At 48.9% G+C, this 22,995-nt stretch carries 21 protein-coding genes; 9 read left to right on the top strand and 12 right to left on the bottom strand.

Annotated elements, in window-relative coordinates; translation table 11 throughout:
* Positions 1–340 precede the first annotated feature (340 nt).
* From NFR62_RS05855 to NFR62_RS05840, 4 genes are all read left to right on the top strand, one after another.
* On the top strand, positions 341–1,105 hold the full coding sequence (locus tag NFR62_RS05855) for an ABC transporter ATP-binding protein (RefSeq protein WP_251615742.1): 765 nt from the start codon (positions 341–343) through the stop codon (positions 1,103–1,105).
* Positions 1,095–3,059 (top strand): ABC transporter permease, encoded by a 1,965-nt coding sequence (locus NFR62_RS05850; protein ID WP_251615739.1) that lies wholly within the window; start codon positions 1,095–1,097, stop codon positions 3,057–3,059. Before NFR62_RS05855 ends, NFR62_RS05850 begins: the two co-directional genes overlap by 11 nt.
* Positions 3,060–3,208: 149 nt before the next feature.
* Entirely contained in the window at positions 3,209–4,738 is a 1,530-nt protein-coding gene (locus NFR62_RS05845) for an NAD-dependent epimerase/dehydratase family protein (protein WP_251615735.1), read from the top strand.
* Positions 4,735–5,631, top strand: a complete 897-nt coding sequence (locus tag NFR62_RS05840) for an EFR1 family ferrodoxin (protein WP_251615731.1) — start codon at positions 4,735–4,737, stop codon at positions 5,629–5,631. The genes NFR62_RS05845 and NFR62_RS05840 overlap by 4 nt, the downstream gene beginning before the upstream one ends.
* A 349-nt stretch (positions 5,632–5,980) precedes the next feature.
* Here the strand turns inward: NFR62_RS05840 and NFR62_RS05835 are convergent, their stop codons facing one another.
* The 9 genes from NFR62_RS05835 to NFR62_RS05795 form a co-directional block, all read right to left on the bottom strand.
* On the bottom strand, positions 5,981–6,706 hold the full coding sequence (locus NFR62_RS05835) for a DivIVA domain-containing protein (protein ID WP_251615716.1): 726 nt from the start codon (positions 6,704–6,706) through the stop codon (positions 5,981–5,983).
* 7 nt (positions 6,707–6,713) lie between these two features.
* The gene (locus NFR62_RS05830) at positions 6,714–8,147 is read right to left on the bottom strand and encodes a nicotinate phosphoribosyltransferase (protein ID WP_251615701.1); all 1,434 of its coding nucleotides are present in this window, start codon (positions 8,145–8,147) and stop codon (positions 6,714–6,716) included.
* Positions 8,137–8,688, bottom strand: coding sequence for a hypothetical protein (locus NFR62_RS05825; protein WP_251615699.1), 552 nt, complete (start codon positions 8,686–8,688; stop codon positions 8,137–8,139). The genes NFR62_RS05830 and NFR62_RS05825 overlap by 11 nt, the downstream gene beginning before the upstream one ends.
* Positions 8,678–9,808 (bottom strand): prolipoprotein diacylglyceryl transferase, encoded by a 1,131-nt coding sequence (gene lgt / locus NFR62_RS05820; RefSeq protein WP_251615695.1) that lies wholly within the window; start codon positions 9,806–9,808, stop codon positions 8,678–8,680. Before lgt ends, NFR62_RS05825 begins: the two co-directional genes overlap by 11 nt.
* Positions 9,809–9,863: 55 nt before the next feature.
* A complete protein-coding gene (locus NFR62_RS05815) occupies positions 9,864–10,667 on the bottom strand; it encodes a hypothetical protein (protein ID WP_251615693.1) in 804 nt (267 codons plus the stop codon).
* 24 nt (positions 10,668–10,691) lie between these two features.
* Positions 10,692–12,005 carry a VanW family protein gene (locus tag NFR62_RS05810; RefSeq protein WP_251615691.1) on the bottom strand — a complete coding sequence of 438 codons (1,314 nt, stop codon included), beginning with the start codon at positions 12,003–12,005 and terminating at the stop codon, positions 10,692–10,694.
* A 76-nt stretch (positions 12,006–12,081) separates the two neighbouring features.
* Positions 12,082–12,876, bottom strand: a complete 795-nt coding sequence (locus NFR62_RS05805; RefSeq protein ID WP_251615689.1) for a PHP domain-containing protein — start codon at positions 12,874–12,876, stop codon at positions 12,082–12,084.
* Positions 12,873–14,210: a CCA tRNA nucleotidyltransferase gene (locus tag NFR62_RS05800; RefSeq protein WP_251615687.1), complete on the bottom strand. Its 1,338-nt coding sequence runs from the start codon at positions 14,208–14,210 to the stop codon at positions 12,873–12,875. The genes NFR62_RS05805 and NFR62_RS05800 overlap by 4 nt, the downstream gene beginning before the upstream one ends.
* 118 nt (positions 14,211–14,328) lie before the next feature.
* A complete protein-coding gene (locus tag NFR62_RS05795; RefSeq protein WP_251615685.1) occupies positions 14,329–17,022 on the bottom strand; it encodes a transglutaminase domain-containing protein in 2,694 nt (897 codons plus the stop codon).
* A 231-nt stretch (positions 17,023–17,253) separates the two neighbouring features.
* Between NFR62_RS05795 and NFR62_RS05790 the strand changes: the two genes are divergently transcribed.
* Positions 17,254–18,780 (top strand): oligosaccharide flippase family protein, encoded by a 1,527-nt coding sequence (locus NFR62_RS05790; RefSeq protein WP_251615683.1) that lies wholly within the window; start codon positions 17,254–17,256, stop codon positions 18,778–18,780.
* A 44-nt stretch (positions 18,781–18,824) separates the two neighbouring features.
* Positions 18,825–19,391, top strand: a complete 567-nt coding sequence (locus tag NFR62_RS05785; protein ID WP_251615680.1) for a folate family ECF transporter S component — start codon at positions 18,825–18,827, stop codon at positions 19,389–19,391.
* A 152-nt stretch (positions 19,392–19,543) separates the two neighbouring features.
* On the opposite strand, the gene fabV is transcribed toward NFR62_RS05785, so the two are convergent.
* Positions 19,544–20,707 carry an enoyl-ACP reductase FabV gene (gene fabV, locus NFR62_RS05780; protein WP_251615678.1) on the bottom strand — a complete coding sequence of 388 codons (1,164 nt, stop codon included), beginning with the start codon at positions 20,705–20,707 and terminating at the stop codon, positions 19,544–19,546.
* Positions 20,708–20,927: 220 nt separating this feature from the next.
* On the opposite strand from fabV, the gene NFR62_RS05775 reads away from it, so the two are divergent.
* Positions 20,928–21,218 carry a hypothetical protein gene (locus tag NFR62_RS05775; RefSeq protein WP_251615675.1) on the top strand — a complete coding sequence of 97 codons (291 nt, stop codon included), beginning with the start codon at positions 20,928–20,930 and terminating at the stop codon, positions 21,216–21,218.
* A gap of 2 nt (positions 21,219–21,220) precedes the next feature.
* Entirely contained in the window at positions 21,221–22,090 is an 870-nt protein-coding gene (locus NFR62_RS05770) for a Ppx/GppA phosphatase family protein (protein WP_251615672.1), read from the top strand.
* Positions 22,091–22,096: 6 nt separating this feature from the next.
* On the opposite strand, the gene NFR62_RS05765 is transcribed toward NFR62_RS05770, so the two are convergent.
* Together NFR62_RS05765 and NFR62_RS05760 are read right to left on the bottom strand one after the other, a co-directional pair.
* On the bottom strand, positions 22,097–22,306 hold the full coding sequence (locus tag NFR62_RS05765) for a helix-turn-helix transcriptional regulator (RefSeq protein WP_251615670.1): 210 nt from the start codon (positions 22,304–22,306) through the stop codon (positions 22,097–22,099).
* A 12-nt stretch (positions 22,307–22,318) separates the two neighbouring features.
* Positions 22,319–22,528, bottom strand: coding sequence for a helix-turn-helix domain-containing protein (locus NFR62_RS05760; protein WP_275556882.1), 210 nt, complete (start codon positions 22,526–22,528; stop codon positions 22,319–22,321).
* A gap of 189 nt (positions 22,529–22,717) precedes the next feature.
* Here NFR62_RS05760 and NFR62_RS05755 point away from each other — a divergent pair, with 189 nt between their 5' ends.
* The gene (locus tag NFR62_RS05755; protein ID WP_251615663.1) at positions 22,718–22,924 is read left to right on the top strand and encodes a hypothetical protein; all 207 of its coding nucleotides are present in this window, start codon (positions 22,718–22,720) and stop codon (positions 22,922–22,924) included.
* The last annotated feature ends 71 nt before the right edge of the window (positions 22,925–22,995 follow it).

Below are 22,995 nucleotides of genomic sequence, written 5' to 3'. Positions count from 1 at the left end.
CGCCCAAGTCGGGTTAAGCAAGGAAGTGTGCGTTTTCGCACACGCACCGTAGCGCCGACTTGCGTTTGGGCGACAATCCGCAAACAACAAATCAGACTTTCGCGGGCGTGTACCGCGAAAGGACGCCTTTGTAAGTTCGCCCAAGTCGGGTTAAGCAAGGAAGTGTGCGTTTTCGCACACGCACCGTAGCGCCGACTTGCGTTTGGGCGACAATATTACAAAACCGTTAGAATGAGGAAAGACGGCGTTAGCCTCGTTTCCCCTTTTATGCGTTATACTTATCGAGGTAAGCGGAAAAAAATTTAAGAGCTTACCGCAATAAGGAGGTACCGTTACAAAAATGGAAAAAATTCTCGAAGTGCAAAATATCACTAAGCACTACGGCGGCGGCAGCGTTGTAACGAAAGCGCTCGACGGCATTTCGTTCGAACTCGAAAAAGGCGAATTTGTTGCCGTTATGGGCGCGTCGGGTTCGGGCAAAAGCACTCTGCTAAACGTTATTGCAACAATAGACCGCGCAAGCTCCGGCGACGTTAAAATCGGCGGACAAAACGTTTGCGATATGAAAGAAGACGCCCTTTCGGCATTCAGACGCGACAAACTCGGATTTATTTTTCAAGACTACAATTTGCTCGACACTCTCACCATAGAAGAAAACATTGTGCTTCCGCTCAACTTGCAAAAAAAGTCGGTTGAACACACGGAACGCGAGCTGAAAAGAGTGGCGGCGGCACTCGGAGTAGACGACCAACTCAAAAAATTTCCTCACGAACTTAGCGGCGGGCAACGCCAACGCGCCGCATGCGCCCGAGCCATAATCACCTCTCCCGCCCTTGTGCTCGCCGACGAGCCTACGGGCGCGCTCGACAGCAAAAACTCCAAGCTGCTGATGAAAACGTTCGAACTTATGAACGAGGCGCTCGGCTCAACAATTCTCGCGGTTACGCACGACGCCGTTGTGGGAAGCTACGCGCGGCGCATATTGTTTTTAAAAGACGGAAAAATTTGGAGCGAGCTCGTTCGAGGCAACCGCGAACGCCGCGCGTTCTACTCCGAAATTCTTTCGGTAATTTCGGCGCTCGGAGGTGACTCCGATGCTGTCTAAACTCGCGGTTCGCAACGTTCGCAGGCAAATCGGCAACTATGTGATTTATTTTATAACGGTGTCGCTCACCGTTGCGCTTATGTTTGCCGTGAACAGCGCAATATTCGAAGAGCACCTTGTTGCGAGAGCGGACGACATATCCGAATTGCGTGCCGGACTAATAGCTATAACCGTTCTCGTGTCGTTAATTGTGTCGTTCGTGCTCGGCTATGCCACCTCTTTCATGTTAAAACTGAGAAAACGCGAATTCGGAACTTATCTTACTCTCGGCATGACGCGCAAAAATATTATAACGGTGTTCTTACTCGAATCGCTCATTTTGTGCGCTTTGTCGCTTGCGGCGGGAATAGTTTTGGGGCTTGTTTTCTATCAGGGCATAATGGCTATTATCACAAACATTATGGACGTGCCTTTCGCATTCGCCGCCTATTCGCTTAAAGGGCTTTTGCTAACGGTGGCGCTCGTGCTCGGCGTGTTCGCGCTCTCTTCGGTGACTTCGGCGGCGTATTTAAAACGCGTAAGCATCTACGACCTTTTGCACGGCGCGAAAAAACAGGAACGCGCGGTAAAACACCCCGCAGTTTGGTTTGCGGTAACGGCTGTGTCGCTCGCGGGAATAATAGCAAGCTGTATCGTTTTTTCGTATGCGATAAACAACACTATTAAAGGAACTCTCGGCAGCAACAACGGGGGCTTAATGCTCTTATTTTCGTTGCTAATCTTATCGGCGGCGCTAATCCTGTTCCACATAGGGCTTGCAAAAAGCATTGTAAATTTACTGCTTAAAAGCAAACGTTTTAAAAACAGCGGCACAAACGCGTTCACGCTGCGCGGACTTTCGGGCAAACTGAGCTCGAATGCCGTTATGGCGGGAGTGCTCTCGTTTTTAATCGCGTTCGCCGTTATAGGTTCCAACGTGTCGTTCGTGCAACAGATTTCAACCGAAGAACAGCTTAAAAAACGCTATCCCTTCGATATTTTCGCGGCAATCGAAAAAACAGACGAAACGCACATTTCAATCGACGAAGCCGAAAAAATCATTTCCGAATACGCCGAAATCGAAAAGCGCTACGATTGCACGCTCTACACTTCGAAAGACTCGTATTTGCACAGCTTCACCGAGTGGTATGGCAACGGCTACGGCGAACTATACGACACGTTCATATCGGAAAGCGATTTCAACCGCATATATGCGCCGCTCGGCTACTCTCCGATAGAACTTAACGGCGGATTCAAAATAATACCCGCGCATCAGCGCGTCGAGACGTTCGATTTTTCACAAGCCGTGCTTAATATCGGCGGCGAAAAGTTCCCTTTTAAAGGATTTTCGGAAGCTCCCACTCTCGGACTTAATTACTACTTTCAAGCAATAGTTCCCGATTCCGCAATACAAAGTATGTTCCCCGAAAGCGATTGCGTGGTGTTCGACCTAAAAAACAACGACTTTGACGCAATGGCGCTACGTTCTGCTTTAAGCTACGAAAAGTCGTTCGGCGGCTACTCTTTCTTTCGTTGCGACTTTAACATAAGAGAACATGCGCGAATTATTTTCGGAGCGGAAAACGCCGTATTCATAGTAAGCGCCCTTTATATCGCGGTTGTTTTCGTGTTTATGGCAATGGCGATTCTCGCTCTTAAAACACTTTCCGGAGTGTCGGAAGATAAATTGCGCTATAACGCTCTATATAAACTCGGCGCAAGCAAACGGGAACAGGCGCGAGCGCTTTTTAAACAGACGTTTGCATTCTTCTTTTTGCCGTTCGCACTCCCCATTCTGCTGAGTATTCCCGCAGGCGTTATTTGCGCTCAAATAATGGCGCTGAACGGGCTTGCGGGCGCGGTGAGCAAAACGCTTATTTCGGCGGGACTAATAGCGCTTGTTATGTCGGCGATTTACGTTTTATACTTTACCGCCACTTATCTTCTCACAAAGCGGACGGTAATTAAAGCGTAAGACTATTAAAAATCCGCTTATTTTGTTGCAAAATTTTTCTCTTTGTGCTAAAATCAAACGGTGACGCGTTATTGCGCTTCACCGTTTTTTTACGTTTTACACATAATAAACCCGCAAAGAGAAAAAACTTACATTTGGAGAAAATCACTATGAGAATAGCAATAACGGGAGCAACGGGCAATATGGGGCAAGCCGCCGTAGCCGCAATCGCTTCCGAAGAATATATAGAAAAAATCAACATACTGAGCCACAGCAAAAAGAGAACGAAAAAGCTGCTCAATAAGCACAAAGAGCTAAAAAAGAAAGTTCTAATAATCGAAGGAAGTTTGGCAAATCCCGACGTTTGCGCAAAACTAATCGACGGAGCGGACATTGTTATCAACATGGGCGCGGTAATTCCGCCCAAATCCGACCAAATGCCGGAAAGAGCAATCGAATGCAACGAACAAGGAGTTCGAACTTTGGTTCGCGCAATAGAACAAGCGGGAGAAAATCAACCGAAACTTGTGCACATTTCAACAGTGGCGCTTTACGGCAACCGCACCGCGCCGCACCTGTTCGGGCGCGTGGGCGACCCCTTGCTCGTCAGTCCGTTCGATATTTATTCGGCAACAAAGCTTCGCGGAGAGTTTTGTGTGCTCGAAAGCACTATTAAGCATTGGGCGGTGCTTCGCCAAACCGCCATGCTCCATCCCAACATGCTCACCGACAACGTGCACGACGGGCTTATGTTCCACACCTGCTTCAACGCCCCTCTCGAATGGGCTACCGCTCACGACAGCGGGATTTTAATCAGAAACATTTTGCGTAAAGAAGCGGCAAACGAAATGCCGGACTCTTTTTGGAAAAAGTGCTATAACATTGCGGGCGGCGCAATAAACCGAATTTACGGAATAGACACTTTAAACGACGGCTTCGCTTTAATAGGCGGAAGCGCAAAACAGTTTTTCAAACCCGGTTATAACGCAACCCGAAACTTTCACGGAGTTTGGTATTCCGACGGGCACCTTTTAAACGACCTGTTCGACTATCAAAAGCAAAGCGTTACCGATTATTGGCAAGAAGTTTTGCGCAAACACAAAATTTATAAGCTTGGTAAAATCGTGCCCAAATCGCTAATAAGGCATTTTGCCGTGAAACGGCTTTTAAAAGACCCCAACTCCCCCGCTTATTGGGCAAAACACAACGACGAAGCGCGTTTAACCGCATATTTCGGAAGCCGAGAGGAATACGAAAAGTTACAGCAAACGACTTGGAATAACATGGACGTGCCCGCACGTCCTTCACCCGATATTAAAGCGGATAACGAAAATCCCGTGTTTTACGGTTACGACTTTTTCAAGTCGGATAACGATATAGACTTATCCGACCTTAAAAGCGTAGCTAAGGCGCACGGCGGAAAGCTGTTATCCGAAAATTTTGCAACGGGCGACATGTACGCTAAACTCGAATGGGAAACTCAAGACGGCGAAAAATTTACCGCAACTCCTTATTCGGTGTTGCGAGCGGGGCACTGGTATAATCCCATTTACCGCGAAAACGTTTGGGACTTCGACCGCCTTAGCAAAAAAGACGAAATTTTCGCGTCGGTATGGTACGACTCCCACCGAAAAGACGAAAACATGCGTTACGGCTACGATGAAAAATTCAACGCTCGCGCGGAGAAAATCTGCGAATGAAAATTTTGATTTTGTATTTTTCGGGCACAGGCAACACACAAAAAATCGCCGAACTATACTCGAAAGCGTTTAAAGAATGCGGCGACGAAGTTATAACGGAAACTTTGCCCGACGCCGAAAACAAAATAAGCGCGCTGAATTTGAACGAATTCGATTTAATAGGGTTCGGCTACCCTATTCACGCGTTCAACGCGCCCGCAAACGTTTTAAAACTTGCGGAAAAAATCCCTTTGCTAAAAGAGCAAAAAAACGCGTTCGTTTTCAAAACTTCGGGCGAGCCGGTGCGAATGAGCGACGTTTCGTCTTTAAAGCTGATAAAGATTTTAAAAAAGCGCAATATATCCGTTACAAACGAATATCAATACGTTATGCCGTATAATATCATATTTAGGCACTCCGACGAAATGGCGTATCGCATGTGGGATGTGGCGCAAAAGATTGTGCCGCTCGACTGCCGCGAAATTAAAAACGGCGTTCCGAAAAAAGCGAAACGCATGTTCATGGGCGGATTTTTGGCATGGTTTTTGCGTATAGAACACTGGGGCGCAAGATTTAACGGCAAACGCTATAAAGTAAGTTCCGACTGCGTGCATTGCGGATTGTGCGCAAAAACGTGCCCCGCGAACAACATAACGCTCGCCCCCGACGGAAAAATCAAATTCGGCAAAAACTGTCTTATGTGCATGAGGTGTTCGTTCACCTGCCCTAAAAACGCGATAAAAATCGGACTGTTCAACAGTTGGAAAGTTAACGGAGCCTACTCGTTTGACCCTCCTCCCGCCGACGCGCCCAACCCGCCCGACAAGCACGCCAACTATTGCAAAAAAGCTTATAACAGGTATTTCAGCGAAGCGGAACAAAAGATTAACGCCGCACGCAACGAAGCGAATTAAAGCAATCAAAAAGCGCACCGAACAAGTGCGCTTTTGTTGTATTTATAACGCTTGGGCGACAATCCGCAGAAAACAAATCCGACTTTCTCGGGTTTACCGAGAAAGGACGCCTTTTTAAGTTCGCCTAACAAGGACGCTTTTTAAGTTCGCCTAACACGGGTTAAGCAAGCAAGTGCCGCAAGGCACGCAGCGTAGCGCCGTGTTACGTTTGGGCGACAATCCGCAGAAAACAAATCCGACTTTCTCGGGTTTCCCGAGAAAGGACGCCTTTTTAAGTTCGCCTAACACGGGTTAAGCAAGCAAGTGCCGCAGGCACGCAGCGTAGCGCCGTGTTACGTTTGGGCGATAATTATAATCCCAAATCTTTGAGAATCGATTCGAGGTCTTCGGTGGGATTGAGCGCTTCTTCAAACGAAAAGCCCGAAGGACTGCGGTCGGCATAGTCCTTTTTTTGCACAGAAGCCGCAGCCGTCATTGTTTGCCGTGCCCTATCCAAAGGCGACAAACGGGAAACGTGCTCTTCCGCCGCGTCGCTCTCTTTTTCGCTCTCGAAATATTTGCCTATCTTCTCAATCGGGCTGAGAACTTCGGCGGTTTTTCGAACAGATTGTTCCTCCTGCCGCTTTTCAACGTCCACTATTTTAACTGCGGGAGCGCTCGTGGCGGCAGAACCGTCGTCGCTCACGCGCGAAAGTATTTTATCCATTCGGCGGTTAAATTCGCCAACTCCCGCAAGACGGGCGTCGAGCGGATACTCGTCTAAAATTTGTTCGTAGTATTGCGTCCATTTTTCGTGGAACGCTTTAAGCCGCGTAATTTCTTGATTGTATTTAATATGGCTGAGCTTTTCTATTTCTTCCGCTTTCGCAACTGCCGACATAATCGCCTTAGAAATCTGACTGCTCTTTTCCCGATAAGCGGCAAGCTCTTTTTCGGCAGCCTCTTTCTCTTCGAGCATAGTTTGAATACGCTCGCGTTGTTTCACTATCGTGCTTTCGTATTCGCGCTTTACTGCGGCAATATATTCTTCCACCTCTTTGGGCGAATATCCTTTTTTAGTTACGGAAAATTCCATCGCCACCCTACTTGTTAGCCTCCAAAAGTCCTATTTTGAGTTCGTAAAGCCTGTCCGACAAATTCACCTTATAAATATGCGGATTGCTGAGCCGCTTGTATTCGTCCCAAAATCTGCCGAATTCGACGTTTGCAAAATTCACCGAATCGCAAAGCGGCGGGCAGTTATAAACGCACTTTCCGCGCGCGAAAATCTGTTTATGCAAACATCTTGCCTCGTAGTCGTTAAGCGTAGTTTTCTTCCACCTGTCAACCGCGTGGGTAAGAGTAAGCGGCTTAACAAGCGGTTGCTCGTCGCATAGCGCTATAAGGTCGGCAAACGCCTTTCCGCTTCCCTTTTCGTAAATTCGGTAAATCGTTTTAAAGCCCGGATTGGTTATTTTCTCGGTGGTGTCGCTGAATTTCATGCGAGGATAGCGCACGCCGTCGCGCTCTATTTCCGCAAGCTTATAAACGCCGCCGAGCGAGGGCATATCGTGGCTTGTAATGAGTTTCGTTCCCACGCCGTAAACGTCTATTTTGGCGTCTTGAAGCCTAAGCTGACTTATAAGGTTTTCGTCTATGTCGTTGCTTGCGAAAATAATCGCGTCTTTAAATCCCGCTTCGTCAAGCATTATTCTCGCTTTTTTGCTGAGATACGCAAGGTCGCCGCTGTCAAGCCTTATGCCCACAGGCTTGTGCCCCGCCGCCTTTAATTTTTTAAACACCTTTATTGCGTTGGGCACACCCGACTTTAAAGTGTCGAACGTATCGACAAGCAACAAGCAGTTATCTGGGTAAACCGACGCGAAAGCCTCGAAAGCTTCGAGCTCGCTCGGATAGCTCATAACCCAACTGTGCGAATGAGTGCCTTTAACGTCTATGCGGAACATCTGCCCCGCAAGCACGTTGCTTGTGCCTTTGCACCCGCCTATTATGCTCGCTCGCGCTCCGTATATTCCCGCGTCGGGACCTTGCGCGCGACGAAGCCCGAACTCCACCACAGTTTTAGCGCCCGCCGCAAGCACTATTCTCGACGCTTTCGTTGCTATAAGAGTTTGGTGGCTTACTATGTTCAATAGAGTGGTTTCTATAAGTTGAGCCTCGATAAGCGGAGCCTTAACAACCATTATAGGCTCGCCGGGAAAAACAACTTCGCCCTCTTCAACCGAAAAAATATCGCCGGTGAATTTGAACCCGCGCAAATATTCTATAAATTCGGGAGCAAAAATTCCAAGTCCCGAAAGGTATTCGAGGTCGGCTTTGTCGAACCGCAGATTTTTTATGTAATCGACCGCCTGCTCGAGCCCCGCCGCAATCGCATAATTAAGCTGACCGTTCGCCCGAAAGAAAAGGTCGAAAACGGCTTCGTTTTTATAACTGCCGTCAAGAAAGTATCCGTTCATCATTGTGAGCTGATACAAATCGGTCATCATAGTTAAGTTGCGAGTTTCAGTTGTCATTTTCGTTGTCCTTCTTTCTTCTTTTGAGAGCGATTGCAAGCATAAGGCAACCCGCATAGAGTACCAAAACGGCGCCCGCTATCGGCCACGAAGCCACGCCGCCGCTTTGAAGCGCGAATATTCCCGCAGGCACTCCGAACACCCCTATAACCGCCGCATGCGAAAACCATTCATGCGTGAAAAGCATTGTAAAAAACGACGCGATTGCGGGAACGGCTATATAAAGCGGGTAAAGCTCGGCATATCCTAATTTTGTCGTTTTAACCAAAAGCTCCACGAGAGCGGGAACGAAAAAACAAAAGCTGAGCCATAGCGACACGCTGTTTTTGCCTACAAGCGCACTCACTAAAAATATCAGACCGAGCGCGAAAAGCAAAGTGCCGCAAACCGCTTTTTTCATGTCGGCGTTTATAACGCCGCAACCGCACAGCAATAAAAACAGCCCCGCAAGCAACACTATTGCCGCCGCCGATATATTGCAAACAAGCCGCCTGCCCGCGCTCAACTCTCTTATTTCGTCCAACTCGTCGTTATTCGCCATCGGAATTCTCCTCGAATCGTCGTGTTTCATCTTCCGAGTAATCGGACTTTTCTTCCGTTTCTTCGCCCGCGTCTAAAATCAAATCGGAATCGGGTTCGTCTAATTCGATTGATTCGCCGCTTTCGTCTCCCTCGAAATCTTCGGGGTCGGGCGTGTCTTCCGTTTTTGCAAACAATTTCGCAAAAAAGCCTTTTTCTTTTTGCGTTTTGTCATATACGTTCGGATGGCTCAAAATACTCTCGTCGTAGCCGAAATAGCCGCTATCGAGTTTAGCTTTGTCTACCATTATAAACGGCTTTTTACCCGCCGCGCGAGCGCGGTACATATGCGCGAGTATTATTATTATGCCCGCAACTACTATAAGCGCGCTAACAAGCTGACTCACCCTTAAAACTCCGGGCACAAGATAAAGGCTGTCGCTTCTCAATCCCTCTATAAAAAAGCGAACTACTCCGTACCAAATGCAATAAACGCTAAAAGAAAAGCCGTCGAAACTCTTGCGCTTTCCGTTGTATATCCACATTAAAAGCGCAAAGCCTATAAGGTTGAGAAAAGATTCGTAGAAAAAGGTGGCTTGATACCACGCGCCTTCCGCGTCGATAAACACCGCGAACGGGAACCATTGAAGCGACGGATTTTCCACAAGTCTGCCGTAAGCCTCTTGATTGGCAAAATTCCCCCAACGCCCTATCGCCTGCCCGAGAATTATAACGGTGAACGCAAGGTCAGCCATTTGCAAAAAAGTAGCTTTATTTTGCGGCGGTTTCTTTTTCTTCCAAAAATGCACAATAACGCCGCCGAGCACAGCGCCGATAAGTCCGCCGTATATAGCGAGCCCGGAAAGCCCGCCGCTGCCTATACCGAGTATTTGCTTAAACGTCCAACTGCCGCCGTTGCCCATAATATCGAATATAACGTAGTATAGCCGAGCTCCCACTATGGCAAGAGGTATGCAGATTATGCAAATGTCGAAAACGAGGTCTTTATAATACCCTCGTTTCGTAGCCATAACGTAAGCTATAACAATGCACACAACCATCGCACTGCCGATTAAAAAACCGTACCAGTTAAATCCGCCGCAACCGCTTGCGCCTATTAAGAAATTCTTTATTGCGCTCATTGTTCTATTATATAACGCGCCGCAACCGTTTGTCAATCAAAGTAACGAAATAGCGCTAACATAAAGCGGGCGGCAATTTTTCGTAGCGCAACAATATGTCGAATAATGCCGCCGGCACAGACGGAACAAGCCCGCCCGCAGCAAGAGCCGCCAAAGTATCCGCCGACGCGGCGGCGCAATCAACGCCGTTAGCGAGCGCCGAAAGTTGCAAACATTTTTTATACGAATCGAACATGTCGGGTCGGCGCACAAGGCAAGCCTCTTCGTCGGACGAGAGCTTTTTGCATGCCGCGCCGTAGTCGGCGCACACTCTGTGCAAAAATTTAACCGCGTCGGCGGGCACGGCAAAAGCCGCTCTTCCCTCGCGCATTGCGGCGCTTACTCCGTCGGCAATGGTTAGAAAACTTTCGGCTATGTTGGCGCCTTTTTGCGACAACGCCTTGTAGCCCTCGTAAATATCCGCGCGCGTTCCCGGCGGCACGGCGGCGGCGCGTTCGGCGGCGTGCTGACTTTGCGTAAGCGTTCCGTCGAGTTCAACTCCCATAAGGCGCATACGCGCCTCTATTACCGCAGTGTGTTTCGTAAGTCCGCTGCGCTCTATAAGCCCCGCGCCCAACTTTGCGGATTCGCGCATAAGGCTTTCGGCGTCGGCAAGTATGCGTTGAAGCGCGAAAGCGGTTTTAACGCAATACAGCGTGCAGCAAGGCAACATCGAAGCGGCGCTGTCGCGCACGGTACGGGCTCCGTCGTTGTGCACGGCGGCGGCAAAACGAATATAATCTTCTCTCAACATAAATTCTTTACCCTCCATGTCGCTATTGTATTCTCCGCTCGCCGCAATAAAACCGTTATTACTCAAAACGACACTCTTCGCGGTTTAACGCTAAGGCTTAACCGCAACAACCCCCTGCGTTTGCGAATATGCGTCGGTACGGATTTTTTCTTCGCGCAACAGCTTGCCCGAGCGCGAAAAATACCGTAAGTACGCTTCGCTCTTAACCCCCGCATGGCCGTACGACACTCTCACGCGCGTTCCCGCAGGCGTATCCGGCGTTGTGAACTTCCCGTCGGAATCGATTAGCTCTTTGTCTTGCGGCACTTCCGTGCGACTCAAAACGCGCGAAACGGTTTTTATTATATGCGGCAACTCGGCGCCGTAAAAGGTTATTCTCGCGGTGTCGGAAACGCATTCCGCTTTTATGAAAACGGGCGTGTCGTAAGGATTCGTAAAGCGCAAATCGCTTGCTCCCGAATTTACCATAGCATCAAGCGAGGGCGGAACGTAAGACGGCAAAATGGTGTGATTACGAACGCAAGTAACTTTCATACCGGCAGTTAACGCGGCGTTATATAAAGTTGTGGAAGCTTGGCAAACTCCGCCGCCTACGCCGTCGGTATATTCTCCCGCAACTATTATTTTCGCAACAAAAAATCCGTTTTTCTCGGTGCGCGCGCCCACCCTGCCGTTAAACGAAAATTCTTCGCCCGGCTTAATAACGGCGCCGTTTATTTTGGAAAGAGCGAGGCGAATATTATTCTTTCGCCCTTCCGCCGACGTGGAAAAAGAGGTTGAAAACGAGCTTATTTTTTTAGTAAGTTTTATGTTATCCTCAACCGTCACGGCGGGTTCAAGCGTTTGCGGCTTTAACGTTACGCGCGCTTTCCCGTCTTTTCTGAGCGCAAGATAAATGTCTTGATACAAACGTTTTTCGTCAACCGAGCGGCCGCATTCCGAACGTGAAATACGGAACATCGGTCGGCACTGCGGACGAAACGCAATTTCGCTGTCTTTCGGTTCGAGGTCTATTTCGGTCTTTATTTTTTCCACAAACGCGGGCAAAAGCGGAAAGCAATATCGCATAGCTTCGCGCCACTCGGCACCCGCCGCAAGACATTTATCCACCGTTTTTATTTTTTCTTCGAGCGGCGCGTTTATATTTCTGCGTTCTATTTGCTCGTACACCGTATGGTCGGGCGCAAGCATTTTTTTGTCGCGGTACACATACGTCTTTCCGGGCGCTTCAACCGTTATTTCGGCGCGCGTTTCGGCTCCCGCGTCGGGAACCGCGCACTCGTATGTTTGGGCGCCAACCGGCATTAGCGCGCTCGCCGCAACGCAAGACGCGCATACGCACGCAAGCAATAAAAAACACGCCGCAAGTTTTAGGCGCGTGCTTTGTTTTAACAACGAACTCATGCCGCACACCTCCTGTCTACGCTTTATTATGCGACGTGTGCGGTGTTATTATACATATACTTTGTTTTTATACGCTTTAAAGCGAAACTATCGGATTGTTTTGCGGGCGGGCTATTATCTCGTTATTATCGGCGTGAAAATCGGCTCCCGCCGTAACGAACAGCCCGAGCGAACGGGCGAGCTCTTTAAATTCTTTAACCGTTGCGCGCGAAGAACGTTTATAAACGGCTTCTATTCCGTTCAGCCCCGCCGCCGCAAGGCGTTTTATTAAAGCGGTTTTTTCATACGGGTCAAGGTCTATGCGCACAGGGTGAGCGAGAACCGCGAGTCCTCCCGCCAAACGTATTTGTTCCACAGCCTCTTCGGGCGACACGCCGCATGCGGGAACATAGGTTGGCGCGCCGTGAAGCAACCATTTGCGCATTGCGGTTATAAAATCTTTTTCGTAGCCGAGACGCACCATTGCCAAAGCTATGTGCGGACGTGATATTTCGCGCGAAACGCACGAATCGAGTTCGCGCAACGGAATAGGCATTCCGTAGTCGGCAAGGCGCGCGAGTATTTTTTCGGCACGCTCTCTGCGCCGCGCTTTAAGTTCTTTTATAAACGCGTTAAATCGCGGGTCTAAGCGATTGAACCCGTAGGCAAGTATGTGCACTTTGGTGCCCGCGTAAGAAGATATTTCCGCCCCCGTAACGTTTTTTATTCCGAGCGACTTCGCAGCTTCGTTCGCCTCGTCTACTCCGTCGAAAGTGTCGTGGTCGGTAAGCGACACAACTTCGCAACCCGCCTCTTTCGCACGCCTTAAAACTTCCGTCGGAGAATACAGCCCGTCGCTGTAATGCGAATGAATGTGCAGGTCGCCCCTCATTTAAGCCTCTTTTGCGCGTAAGACAGCAACCATTCCCTATTATTCAGCTTAGGGCAAAGCACGCATTCGCGGAAAAGCTCGGAAAGAATTTCTCCCACTGCGGGTCCCGAAAAGCCCATGTCGGTTATATCTGCGCCCGAAACTTCCAAATCTCCAAGCGAAGTGGGCGCGCCCTCTTCGAGCATTTTGTCGCGCACCGCAACAATACGGTTTGCGGGAAGCTCTTCCTCTTTAAACTTACCCGTGCCGAGCTTATCGGCGCGCATAAGGGCTGCGAGTTCGTCTATAATGTCGTAATGCTCGGCAACGAACATTCGCAGTTTCCCCTCTTTCGTTTTGCCGTCGCGGTCGTACATGTGGTGTTCCACAAGCTGCGCCACGCGCTCAACGACCTCTTTGGGATAACGTAAACAACGTTGCCCCAGAACGTCGCGCGTTATAACCGCGCTCGCCTTTTCATGACCGTGCATATTGCCGTACATATTGTAGGAATACGGCTTGCCGCAATCGTGCATTAAAGCGGCAAGGCGCACTATTCCGCTCGGCGCCGCTTTAACGGTGCGGAGCGTGTGTTCAAGCACGTCGTAGGCGTGGTATTCGGGATTTTGCGGTATTTCTTCGGCACCCGCGAGAGGTTCCACAACGTATGGCAAAAGCCCGAGCCTAACGAGAAGCTTCATTCCCCTATAATGAGCGTCGGCAACTCCGTATTTCGTGTCGGCGTTTAAAATTTTATCAAGCTCTTCGCGCTTTCTCTCGCCGGTAATGTCTTTCAGATTTTCCGCCGACGCTATTGCGGCGCGGGCGGTGGCGGCGTCTATTTTATATCCCGTTTCGGCGGCGAGCCTGGCAAGGCGCATAAGACGCAAACCGTCCGACGAGAACGTGCGCTCGGGATTATAAGAGCGAAGCACTTTGCGCTCTATGTCGGCAATTCCGCCTACGGGGTCTTTAACCTCGCCTGTGGCGGCGTTAACGTAAATTGAATTTACGGTAAAATCGCGGCGGATTGCGTCCGCTTCGAGAGAAGTGGTGAACTTGATTTCGGCGGGAGTGTGTGAACCGCCTTCGGCATATTTTTCCAACCTGAACGGAGTGTATTCAAAATTTCCGCCCATAAACGATATGAGCGCCGTTCCCAACCTGTAATTAACTATTTTAACACGCGCGCCGCGCGGAAGATTGAGTGCGGTGGCAATCAAAGGACCGCACAAATCCACGTCGGTGTCCCCCAATTTTCCGTAGGCGTTGCGCACGCAGCCACCCACCAAATAAATGGGCGTGCCTGCGGCTGCGGCAAGCCGTTTTACCGCTTCGGGTATAAAGATGTCCATATTCGTATTATATCAAATCCTAAAAATTTTGGCAATTAAAAATATGCACAAAAATCATTGCCGCAACACACAAAATCGTGAACAAAATAACCCATGCGGCAACGAAAGAGAAAGCGTTTTACGCCTCTATTTTAATAAACAACATAACGTGAACGTCGCCGCTCATCATCTCGGTTACAACATAGTAGTCGTAGCCCGACGTGTAGCCTTTTTCCCGCATAGCCGCATTCAAATTTCGCATAAGCGCCGAGTTAGCCCACCCCGAACTTTTGGGGTCGCCCCACCGTGTGTCCGACACAAACTCGTAACAGCGGTATTGCGAACTTACGGTATTCGCGGCAGGGTCGGCGCCGACCGAATACTCGCGCGAAGAATTGCGCGTTTCATAAGCCATATAATCGACGAGCAAAGAAAGCTCGTTGCGCATTGCGGATTCCGAAACAAGCCGCCCGTCAAGATAGAAATCAAGCGAGTCGCCGTTATACTCGAATTCTTCGTCGTACCATGCGTAGCGGGTTGACGCCGTTCTCGGAAAAGAACTTCCCGCGTCCTCCTCGTGAGTTGAGGCTACGTCGGCGTCGGTAACGAGGAAATACGCGTGATTAGCCGATTCGCGCGCCGCGCCGCCCGCAATAAGCTGAACGCTTGCGTCCCCCCATGTGCAGTCCACAATATACCACCGTCCGTTTAATTTAACCTTGTTCCACGCATGCCCGCCGCGATTGCCGACCGACCCTGCGTAACCCGTTACGCGCACGCATTCGAAACCCTCTATACTACACATTAAAACGAACGCTTTGCTCATTGCGTCGCATACGCCGTAATAATCCGAATCGGTGAACACGCTTTCAAGATAATACGATTCGTATTTAACCGCGTTAGAAAGAGCGGAATATTGCAAAACCTCGTTATCGTATATAACGCGCCACATAATCCAATCGTAGATTGCATGGAGTTTTTGCACGTCGGTCATGTCGTCGGATATTATGTGTCGCAAAGTTCGGCGCGCGTAATTATAAAGGCGTTCCGCAGCGCTTCCGCTCTCAGGCACAGGGCGGTAGCCGAGTTGGGCCAAATAATAAAGTTGTTCGGAATTGCGCACCGTAACCGGCGTTTTATAGTCTATGGGAAAAACGTAACGGCTGTTGCGCACTTTCGAGTCGTCGTAATTAACATGGGGGCGCATAGCGTTCCACGCCTGCCCCGTGTGCGCCGAAGTTTTTCTCGTCGGCTCGCCGTCGGTGAAAAAGCGAATACGGAATTTGCCCACGTTTTTCGTCTCGTCGGCGCCGCTGTAATCGTAAGAACCCGTAAAATGCATGGAGTTCATAGCTTTGTCTATTTCGTCGCTTGCCGAAACGTAAGAATAATCGAGATACAGGCTTTCGCCGTCGGTAAGCGTAGACGGGCGCCAAAGCATTGCGTATTCGAACCACTCGTAGAATTCTTCGTAACTCTTAACGTAATAATTGCGAACACCGTCATAAAACTTTTTTTGCAAATAAGCGCGCGCAGCTACGGGCACAACTTTGCTCGTGTATTCGTTCGACCAAGCGGATTCCCCGAGCACCCCGTTTTCGTCGCCGAGAGTTTTAACTTTAACGGCAAGACGGGCGTTAAATATGCTGTTCGCGTCTTTAACGTAATCCGAAACGTCAACTCCGCTATCGGTGAATTTATCGCGCAAAGAGAGGTTTTCGGTAGAAATATCGCTGCTCACAACACGCCCCGTGTTCAAATTCACGAGCGAAACCTCGTAGCCTGCGGCTGCGGGAATGGAATCCCAACGAACCCAAACCTGAGGATAACAGTTGTCGTAATCAAGCCAAACGTTAGCGGGCACAACAGTTCCGCGCGCCAAAACCGACACCGAACTTTCGCCGCCGAGCGCAACAATCCGCCCGTTCGCCTTAACAGATATTTCGTATATTCCGGGCGACTTCGGTAAAAATCCGAATTCTTCGCCGAACCCGTTTATCTCCCCGTTTACATACCACACAACGACCGGCTCGGGGTTGCCTTCGGCGGGAGCGTCGTAGCTCAAATTAAAATACACGGTTTGGTATTCGCCCGCCTGCTGAACAAGTTTTTGCGCGTCGTAGCCCACGAGCGCATTTTCCAACTTATCGGCAACGTTCACATATAAAACGTCGGAATATAGCTTTCCCGCCGAATCTTTTACCGACGCGGTAACAGCGGTACGCCCCACGCTTAAAGGCGTGAATCCGAATTGTTCGCTTTGAGGCAACACAACTCTTTCTTCGCCCGCGCTCCATGTAACCGAGCATTCGGGGCTAACGTTGTCGCCGAGTTCGGCTTTGAATTTAACTTCCGAAAGCGAATCGCCGCTTATAACGATTGTGTCGGAAAACACCTCGAAATCGCCTTGCGCCGAAATGGAAATGCCGTTCGGCTCGGCATAAGAAACCGCAACTTTGAGCTTAGCCGTTTTTCCGTTGTCGGCGGCGGTAGCGGTTAAAGTAGCCGAACCCGTTCCCTCCGCCACAGCGTAAACGCGCGACACAACGCTTCCTTGCGACACCGTTTCGATTTTCACAACAGACTCGTTGTCGCTAACAACGGTGAACGCCTTATTAACCGCCGACGCGGGCGTTATGCTTATATAACGGTTAAGCTCAACTCGCTCGCCGAGCGTAAGTTCCAAGCGCGACAAAGAAGTTCCGCCCGACACGAACGAAATATTCTCCACGCTCACGTTGAGCCAACCTGTGCAACCCGAAAGCGTTATAACAGACAGCAACAGCACAAAAGCCAAAACAGCCGCCTGCAATTTTTTAAATCGGTTTTTCATATACGTTTTAAGTATACCACACATACAAGATATTTTCAACCTATTTCGCAAAAATGTTTTTTTCGACGTTTTTCGCCTCCTTTGCAATACCGTTGCATACGGCGCGCCGAAAGCAAATATACATACTTATATATGCGAACCTAACGGCTTAGATAGCAAAGCAATTAGTTTTCACGGCTTTGCCCCGAGAATTTAACGCGGTTAGGATTTGCCCATACATAGAGGTGAAATGTGAAAAGTACGTCTAAATTCCTATTCCGAGCGGTGTTCACGGTTACGTTTTTTACGGTAATCGACCGCTTGCTCGGCTTCGTTTTTAAAATTTATCTTTCGCGCGAGTTGGGCGCCGTGAGCATGGGCGTGTATCAGGTTGCGCTTAGCATATTCTTTCTTTTGCTTACGGCAACCACAAGCGGCATACCGCTAATCGTTTCTAAGCTAACCGCCAAATACGAGGCGAGCGGCAACAAACGCGATTCGCACGGAACAACCTCCGCCGCCCTTATAGTAGGGCTCGGAAGCGCCGTTTTTGTGTGCGGAATAACCGTTGCTCTAAAAACTCCGATAGGAAAACTAATGGCAAGCCCCGAAAGCATGGTAATACTTTTGTTCATGCTTCCCGGCGTGCTGTTTTCGGGAGTATACGCGAGTTTTCGCGGCAATCTTTGGGGCAAGCAAAAATATACGGTTATGAGCGTTGTTGAAGTTATAGAGCAAGCGGCGCGCATACTCCTAACCGTTGTGCTGTTTATGCTCGGATTCAACAAGCTTAAAGTTACGGCAATTTCGCTAAGCGCCTCTTGCGCAATAACGGCTATTTGCTGTATGGCGTTCTACTTTGCGTATAAAGGCAGAATGGCGTCGCCAAAAGGCAAAATCGCGCCGCTTATCGCGTCGTCGGTGCCAATAACGTTTGTTAGGGCTTCGAGCAGCATAGTTAATTCTATGGTGGCTATCGTAGTGCCCATGATTCTCGTTGGCATGGGGCACACAAACGAACAGGCTCTTTATATATTCGGTTCGAGCATAGGAATGGCTATGCCGCTGTTGTACATACCCATAACGGTTGTGGGCTCTCTCGCATACGTGATGATTCCCACTTTAAGTTCGGCTTACTCATCGGGCAACATGGCGTCGGCAAGGCGCCAAATAGAAACGGCGGTTAAATTCTCGGTAGTGGTGGCGGCGCTGTTCGTGCCCGCGTTTTGGGCGCTCGGCAAGCCGATAGGAAAATTCGTTTACGACAACGTTGACGCAGGACGGTTTCTTTCCCACTCGGCATGGCTACTCATTCCCGTAAGCGTGGAAAACATAGCTTCGAGCATGCTCAATTCTCTCGACCTCGAAAAGCAAGGCTTTCTAAACTATATGCTCGGCTCTGCGGTGTTGTTCGCCATTATTGCGGCGTTTTGCAAAAACTTTTCGATAGACGTTCTCTCCGTAGGTTTGGGCGCAAGCCTCACCACTTCGAGCATACTCGACCTTCTGTGCATTAAAAAGCGCACGGGCTGCCGCTTTACGTTTATTACGCCTCTTATTTTATCGTCGCTCCTCGTGCTCCCCGCCGCCTACTTAACCAAAACAGTATATTCTTTGCTTAGCCCCGCGCCTATGCTTCTTTCGATTGCAGTCGGCGGAATAGTGAGTTGCGCGTTTATGTTTATAATGTCGCTTGTGTTCGGAATAATAGATTTGGGAATTGTGTTCGGCAAAAAAAATCCGAAAAAGAAGCTCAAATCGTTTGCCAAAAGCGCGTAAGTCGGCTATACTAAACTTAACAACTTAATAGGAGGTTGCCCGACATGAACAAAAGTTCACAGGAAATTGCAACCGTAGATACGGAAGCAAAACAAGGCAAGAAAAGAAAACTCACCACTACCCAACGGATTACCTACATTGCAATGCTCATTGCCGCCGCGCTTGTGCTGAAAATTATAGGAAATCTGTTTCAGCTACCGTTTTTCAAAGTAACGTTTGTTTACGTTCCGTGGATTTTGGCGGCAATCGTTATGGGGCCGCTCGGCGGCTTAACCGTAGCCTTTGCTACCGACCTTTTGGGAACGCTCATATCGGGCGGCATTCCCAACCCCGTTCTCGCGCTATCTTGCGCAGTTTTCGGACTTATAATGGGGCTTGTGTTCAAAATTCCCAAACTCGACCCAAAACTTAAAATTCTTATCGGCACGGCAATAGTTATTCCCGTTTGCACGCTCGGGCTATGGACACTCGGAATGACGCTGTACTTTCCTACCAAAACTTTTTGGGGCTGGCTTGCGCTTCGCCCCCCGCAAATTCTCGTTGTTGCGCTCAATTCGGTTGTTACGGCGTTTTTATTCCCCCTAATGCGCAAAAAGGGACTTATGAAATAAAAACAAACGGTTTTTTAAAGCCAAACATAAAGACGCTCGCACTTTTCAGATGCGAACGTCTCTTTTAACGTTGTTTTTTGATTATGCTTCTCACCGCGAAAACGTTTTTTTCGGTGCTACGCGCGCAATAACGCTCTAACGCCGTTAAAACTTTACGCTTCTTGTATCGCAACGTTAGGCTCGACGTCGGCGGAATAATCCACGCCGTCGCACTTAAAACCGAACATGCGGTAAAAGTCGTCCCAATATCCGTCTATGTCGGCATAGTCGGCAAGGTTTTGCGCGTTCACCGCTTTCCAAGCCTTAGCTACTTCTTTTTGAATTTCGGGCGCCATTTCGAGGTCGTCGAGGCGAATATATCCTTCGCTATCGTATTTGCCGAGCTTCTCCGCAAACAGGCGGCACATTTGTTCTATGCACCCCTCGTGAGTCCCCGCCTTTTTCATAACTTTATACAACAGCGATATATAAAGCGGCACAACGGGAATAGCCGCGCTCGATTGCGTTACAAGCGCCTTGTTCACCGATATGCGAGCCGTAATTCCGTACTTTTTGGAAATCGCCTGCGCGGTGTAGAAAAGGTCACGTTTCGCCATTCCTATACTGCCGTTTGTGTAAATGGGATAAGTAAGTTCGGGTCCTATATACGAATAAGCGAGCGTTAAAGCGCCTTTTTCGAGAACGCCCGCGTCGTTTAACGCGCTAATCCAAGCCGCCCAGTCTTCGCCGCCCATAACCTTTATAGTGGCGTCTATTTCGTCGGGCGTTGCGGGAGTAACAGTAACCTCGCCCACCTCGTTGGTGCGCAAATCGATTGTTTTGTTAGTAAAGTTCTCGCCGACTGTTTTAAGCACCGAGTTTGCAACAGTTCCGTCGGGCAAAGTTCTGCGCGGAGACGCAAGCGAATATATTACCGCATCCACCGTTCCCAAATCGCGCTTTATAGCCTCGATAACGCGGTTCTTTATTTCCTGCGAAAAAGCGTCGCCGTTTACCGACTTTGCATACAGTCCGCTTTTTGCGGCTTCACGCTCGAACGCCGCCGTATTATACCAACCCGCCGTAGCCGTTCTTACGCCCGACGCAGGGCGTTCGAACATTACGTTAAGAGTAGAGGCGCCGCCGCCGAACGCAAGGGCAATTCTCGACGCGAGACCGTAGCCCGTGCTTCCGCCTATAACGAGCGCGCGTTTTGCCGCAGTGATTTTTCCCGCGTATTTTTTAGCGGTGTTTATTTGAGCGAGCACGCTTTTTGCGCACCCTTCGGGATGAGCCGTAGTGCATATAAATCCGCGTACTTTGGGTTCTATTACCATATTTGTTACCTCTCTTGCGCCTAAGCGTTTTTTTATAGTTTAACAATAATCGCTTTGTTAAGTATATACCATAACTAAGCGGTTTGTCAATTAAACGGACGAAATGCGATTACGCGCAAATGCGCTCAAAGAGTTGCGAAAATCGAAATAGCGTGCTATACTTAAAATATACACGACGGCACAGCGTTGCCGCCGCGCAACAAAAAGGAGCGTTTTATATATGCCAATCCGTGCCGAAAACCGCGAAAAGGCGAAAATAATAATTACGGCGTCTTGCGTAGTGTTCGCTATTTTAATGCTTGTTGCTCTAATAGTGGGGCTCGTGAGCCTTGCTTCCGCATTCACGCGCAAAAACAAACTCGAACGGCAATTAGCGAGCATAAACGCCGAACTCGAACTCAACGAATCGAATATTGCCTATTACAACAGCAAAGAGTTTATAGAAACTTACGTCCGCGAATATTGCGACATGCAGGGCGAAGGCGAAATTTCGTTTGTGGGGAAAAAATAATTTTGAAAACGGCAATTATAGACGTTGGCAGCAATTCGGTGCGGTACGCCGTTTTAACCGAAACTACCGTCGTTGCAAAAAAGCAACTTAATAGCACCGTCCTTGCGGACGGGCTGTTTTTTTCGGGCAAACTTTCGCAAGAAGCGATTGCCCGCACTTCCGACGCGGTGAAAGAATTTTGCGACTGTGCGAAAGCCGAAAAAGTCGATAATATTTTTGTGTTCGCAACCGAAGCGGTGCGCGCAGCTCAGAACGGAAAAGACTTTACCGACGCGGTGCTTGCAAAAACGGGAATCGCCGTAGACGTTATAGAAGGCGCCGTAGAAGCGCAAATAGGATTTATAGGCGCGTCGCCCGACAAAACAAAAACCGTCGCCGTGTTCGACATAGGCGGCGCGAGTTGCGAAATTGTGAGCGGCAAAAACGGGAATATAACCTATTCGAAAAGCGTGCCTGTTGGCTGCGTGCGTTTGCACGATGGCGCGAACGGAGAACGCGCCCGCGCGGTTGAACTTATTAGCGCCGCAATTCCCAAAGAACTGCCCCAAACCGAAATCGCGCTCGGCATAGGCGGCACGGCAACCGCGCTCGGCTCTATGGCGAGTTGCCCGAAAAAATACGAGCCGGAAATAGTTCACGGCTCGATTGTGAAAAAAGAATTTTTATTGAAAGTAGCCGACGAATTTTTCGACCGAAAAAATATGCGTTCGCTCTACCCCGCTCTAACTCAAAATCGCGCCAAAGTAATCGGCTACGGCGCGCTTGCCGCTCTTCAAATTTTAGACGCGTTGGGAAAATCCGAATTTACGGTGTCGGAACGCGACAATATAGAAGGCTACTACGAATGGAAAATTAAAGGTGCAAATATTTAACCTCTCTCATACATCGGAAACCCCAAGCAAATAATCAACGGAAGTTTCCAAAACCTCGCATAATCTCAATATCATTATTAAATCGGGTTCCCTATCGCCCGTTTCCCATTTCGCAACGGTGGCTTGCGATACGTTTAAAATTTGCGCTAACTGCGTTTGCGTCAGCGCCTTTTCTTTACGCAACTCACGCAATCTACTATTAAATAATATTTCCATAATAAGTTTCACTTAGGAAAATTTCGTTAGCCCAAGCAAGTAATCCGAAGTTACGTCGAAAAACTTAGCAAGCGCAACTATGGCAAAAGCGTTAGGTATCCTTTTACCGTTTTCCCAAAATGCAACGGCGCTTTGCGCAAAACCTATTGCTTCCGCAACTTCCTTTTGTGTAAGCCCTTTTTCTTCACGCAAAAATTTTAATCTTTCGCAAAACTCTTCCATGAAAATATGAATAGCACAAAAGTGATATTATGACCGCAAAAATAACAAATGTTATTTTGGAGAGTACATATATTTTTTATTGCGATTTAAAAATTATTTTGTAAAAAAATTATACACATAGGTATAGTTTATTTTACGGTGTGCAATAATACTACCGTAACGCAAAACGTTACAAAGGAGATGGAAAATATGGCTACTACGCAAAACAAGACCAAGAGTGCTTCCACTCGTTCGAGCGCGCAAAACAAAACCGCTCAGAACAAGACCACGAGCAAAGCCGCTTCGAGCAAATCTACGCAAAGCGCGCAGAACAAGGCTCAGAAATGCTGCTCGGCTAAGTCGACGAAAAGCACTTCGTCTGCGAAGAAAACAACTTCCGCGCGCAACAGCAAATAAGTAACTTTTTTGCTATAACGGCGGAAAAGCCAAGTGTTTCCAAACACAGGGAAAGACCCCAAACGTATCGA

It is taken from the genome of Pumilibacter muris, assembly GCF_943193045.1.
GTDB lineage: Bacteria > Bacillota > Clostridia > Christensenellales > Pumilibacteraceae > Pumilibacter > Pumilibacter muris.
Note: the sequence above shows the minus strand (reverse complement) of the source record. Positions and strands in the feature narration are given on the sequence as shown.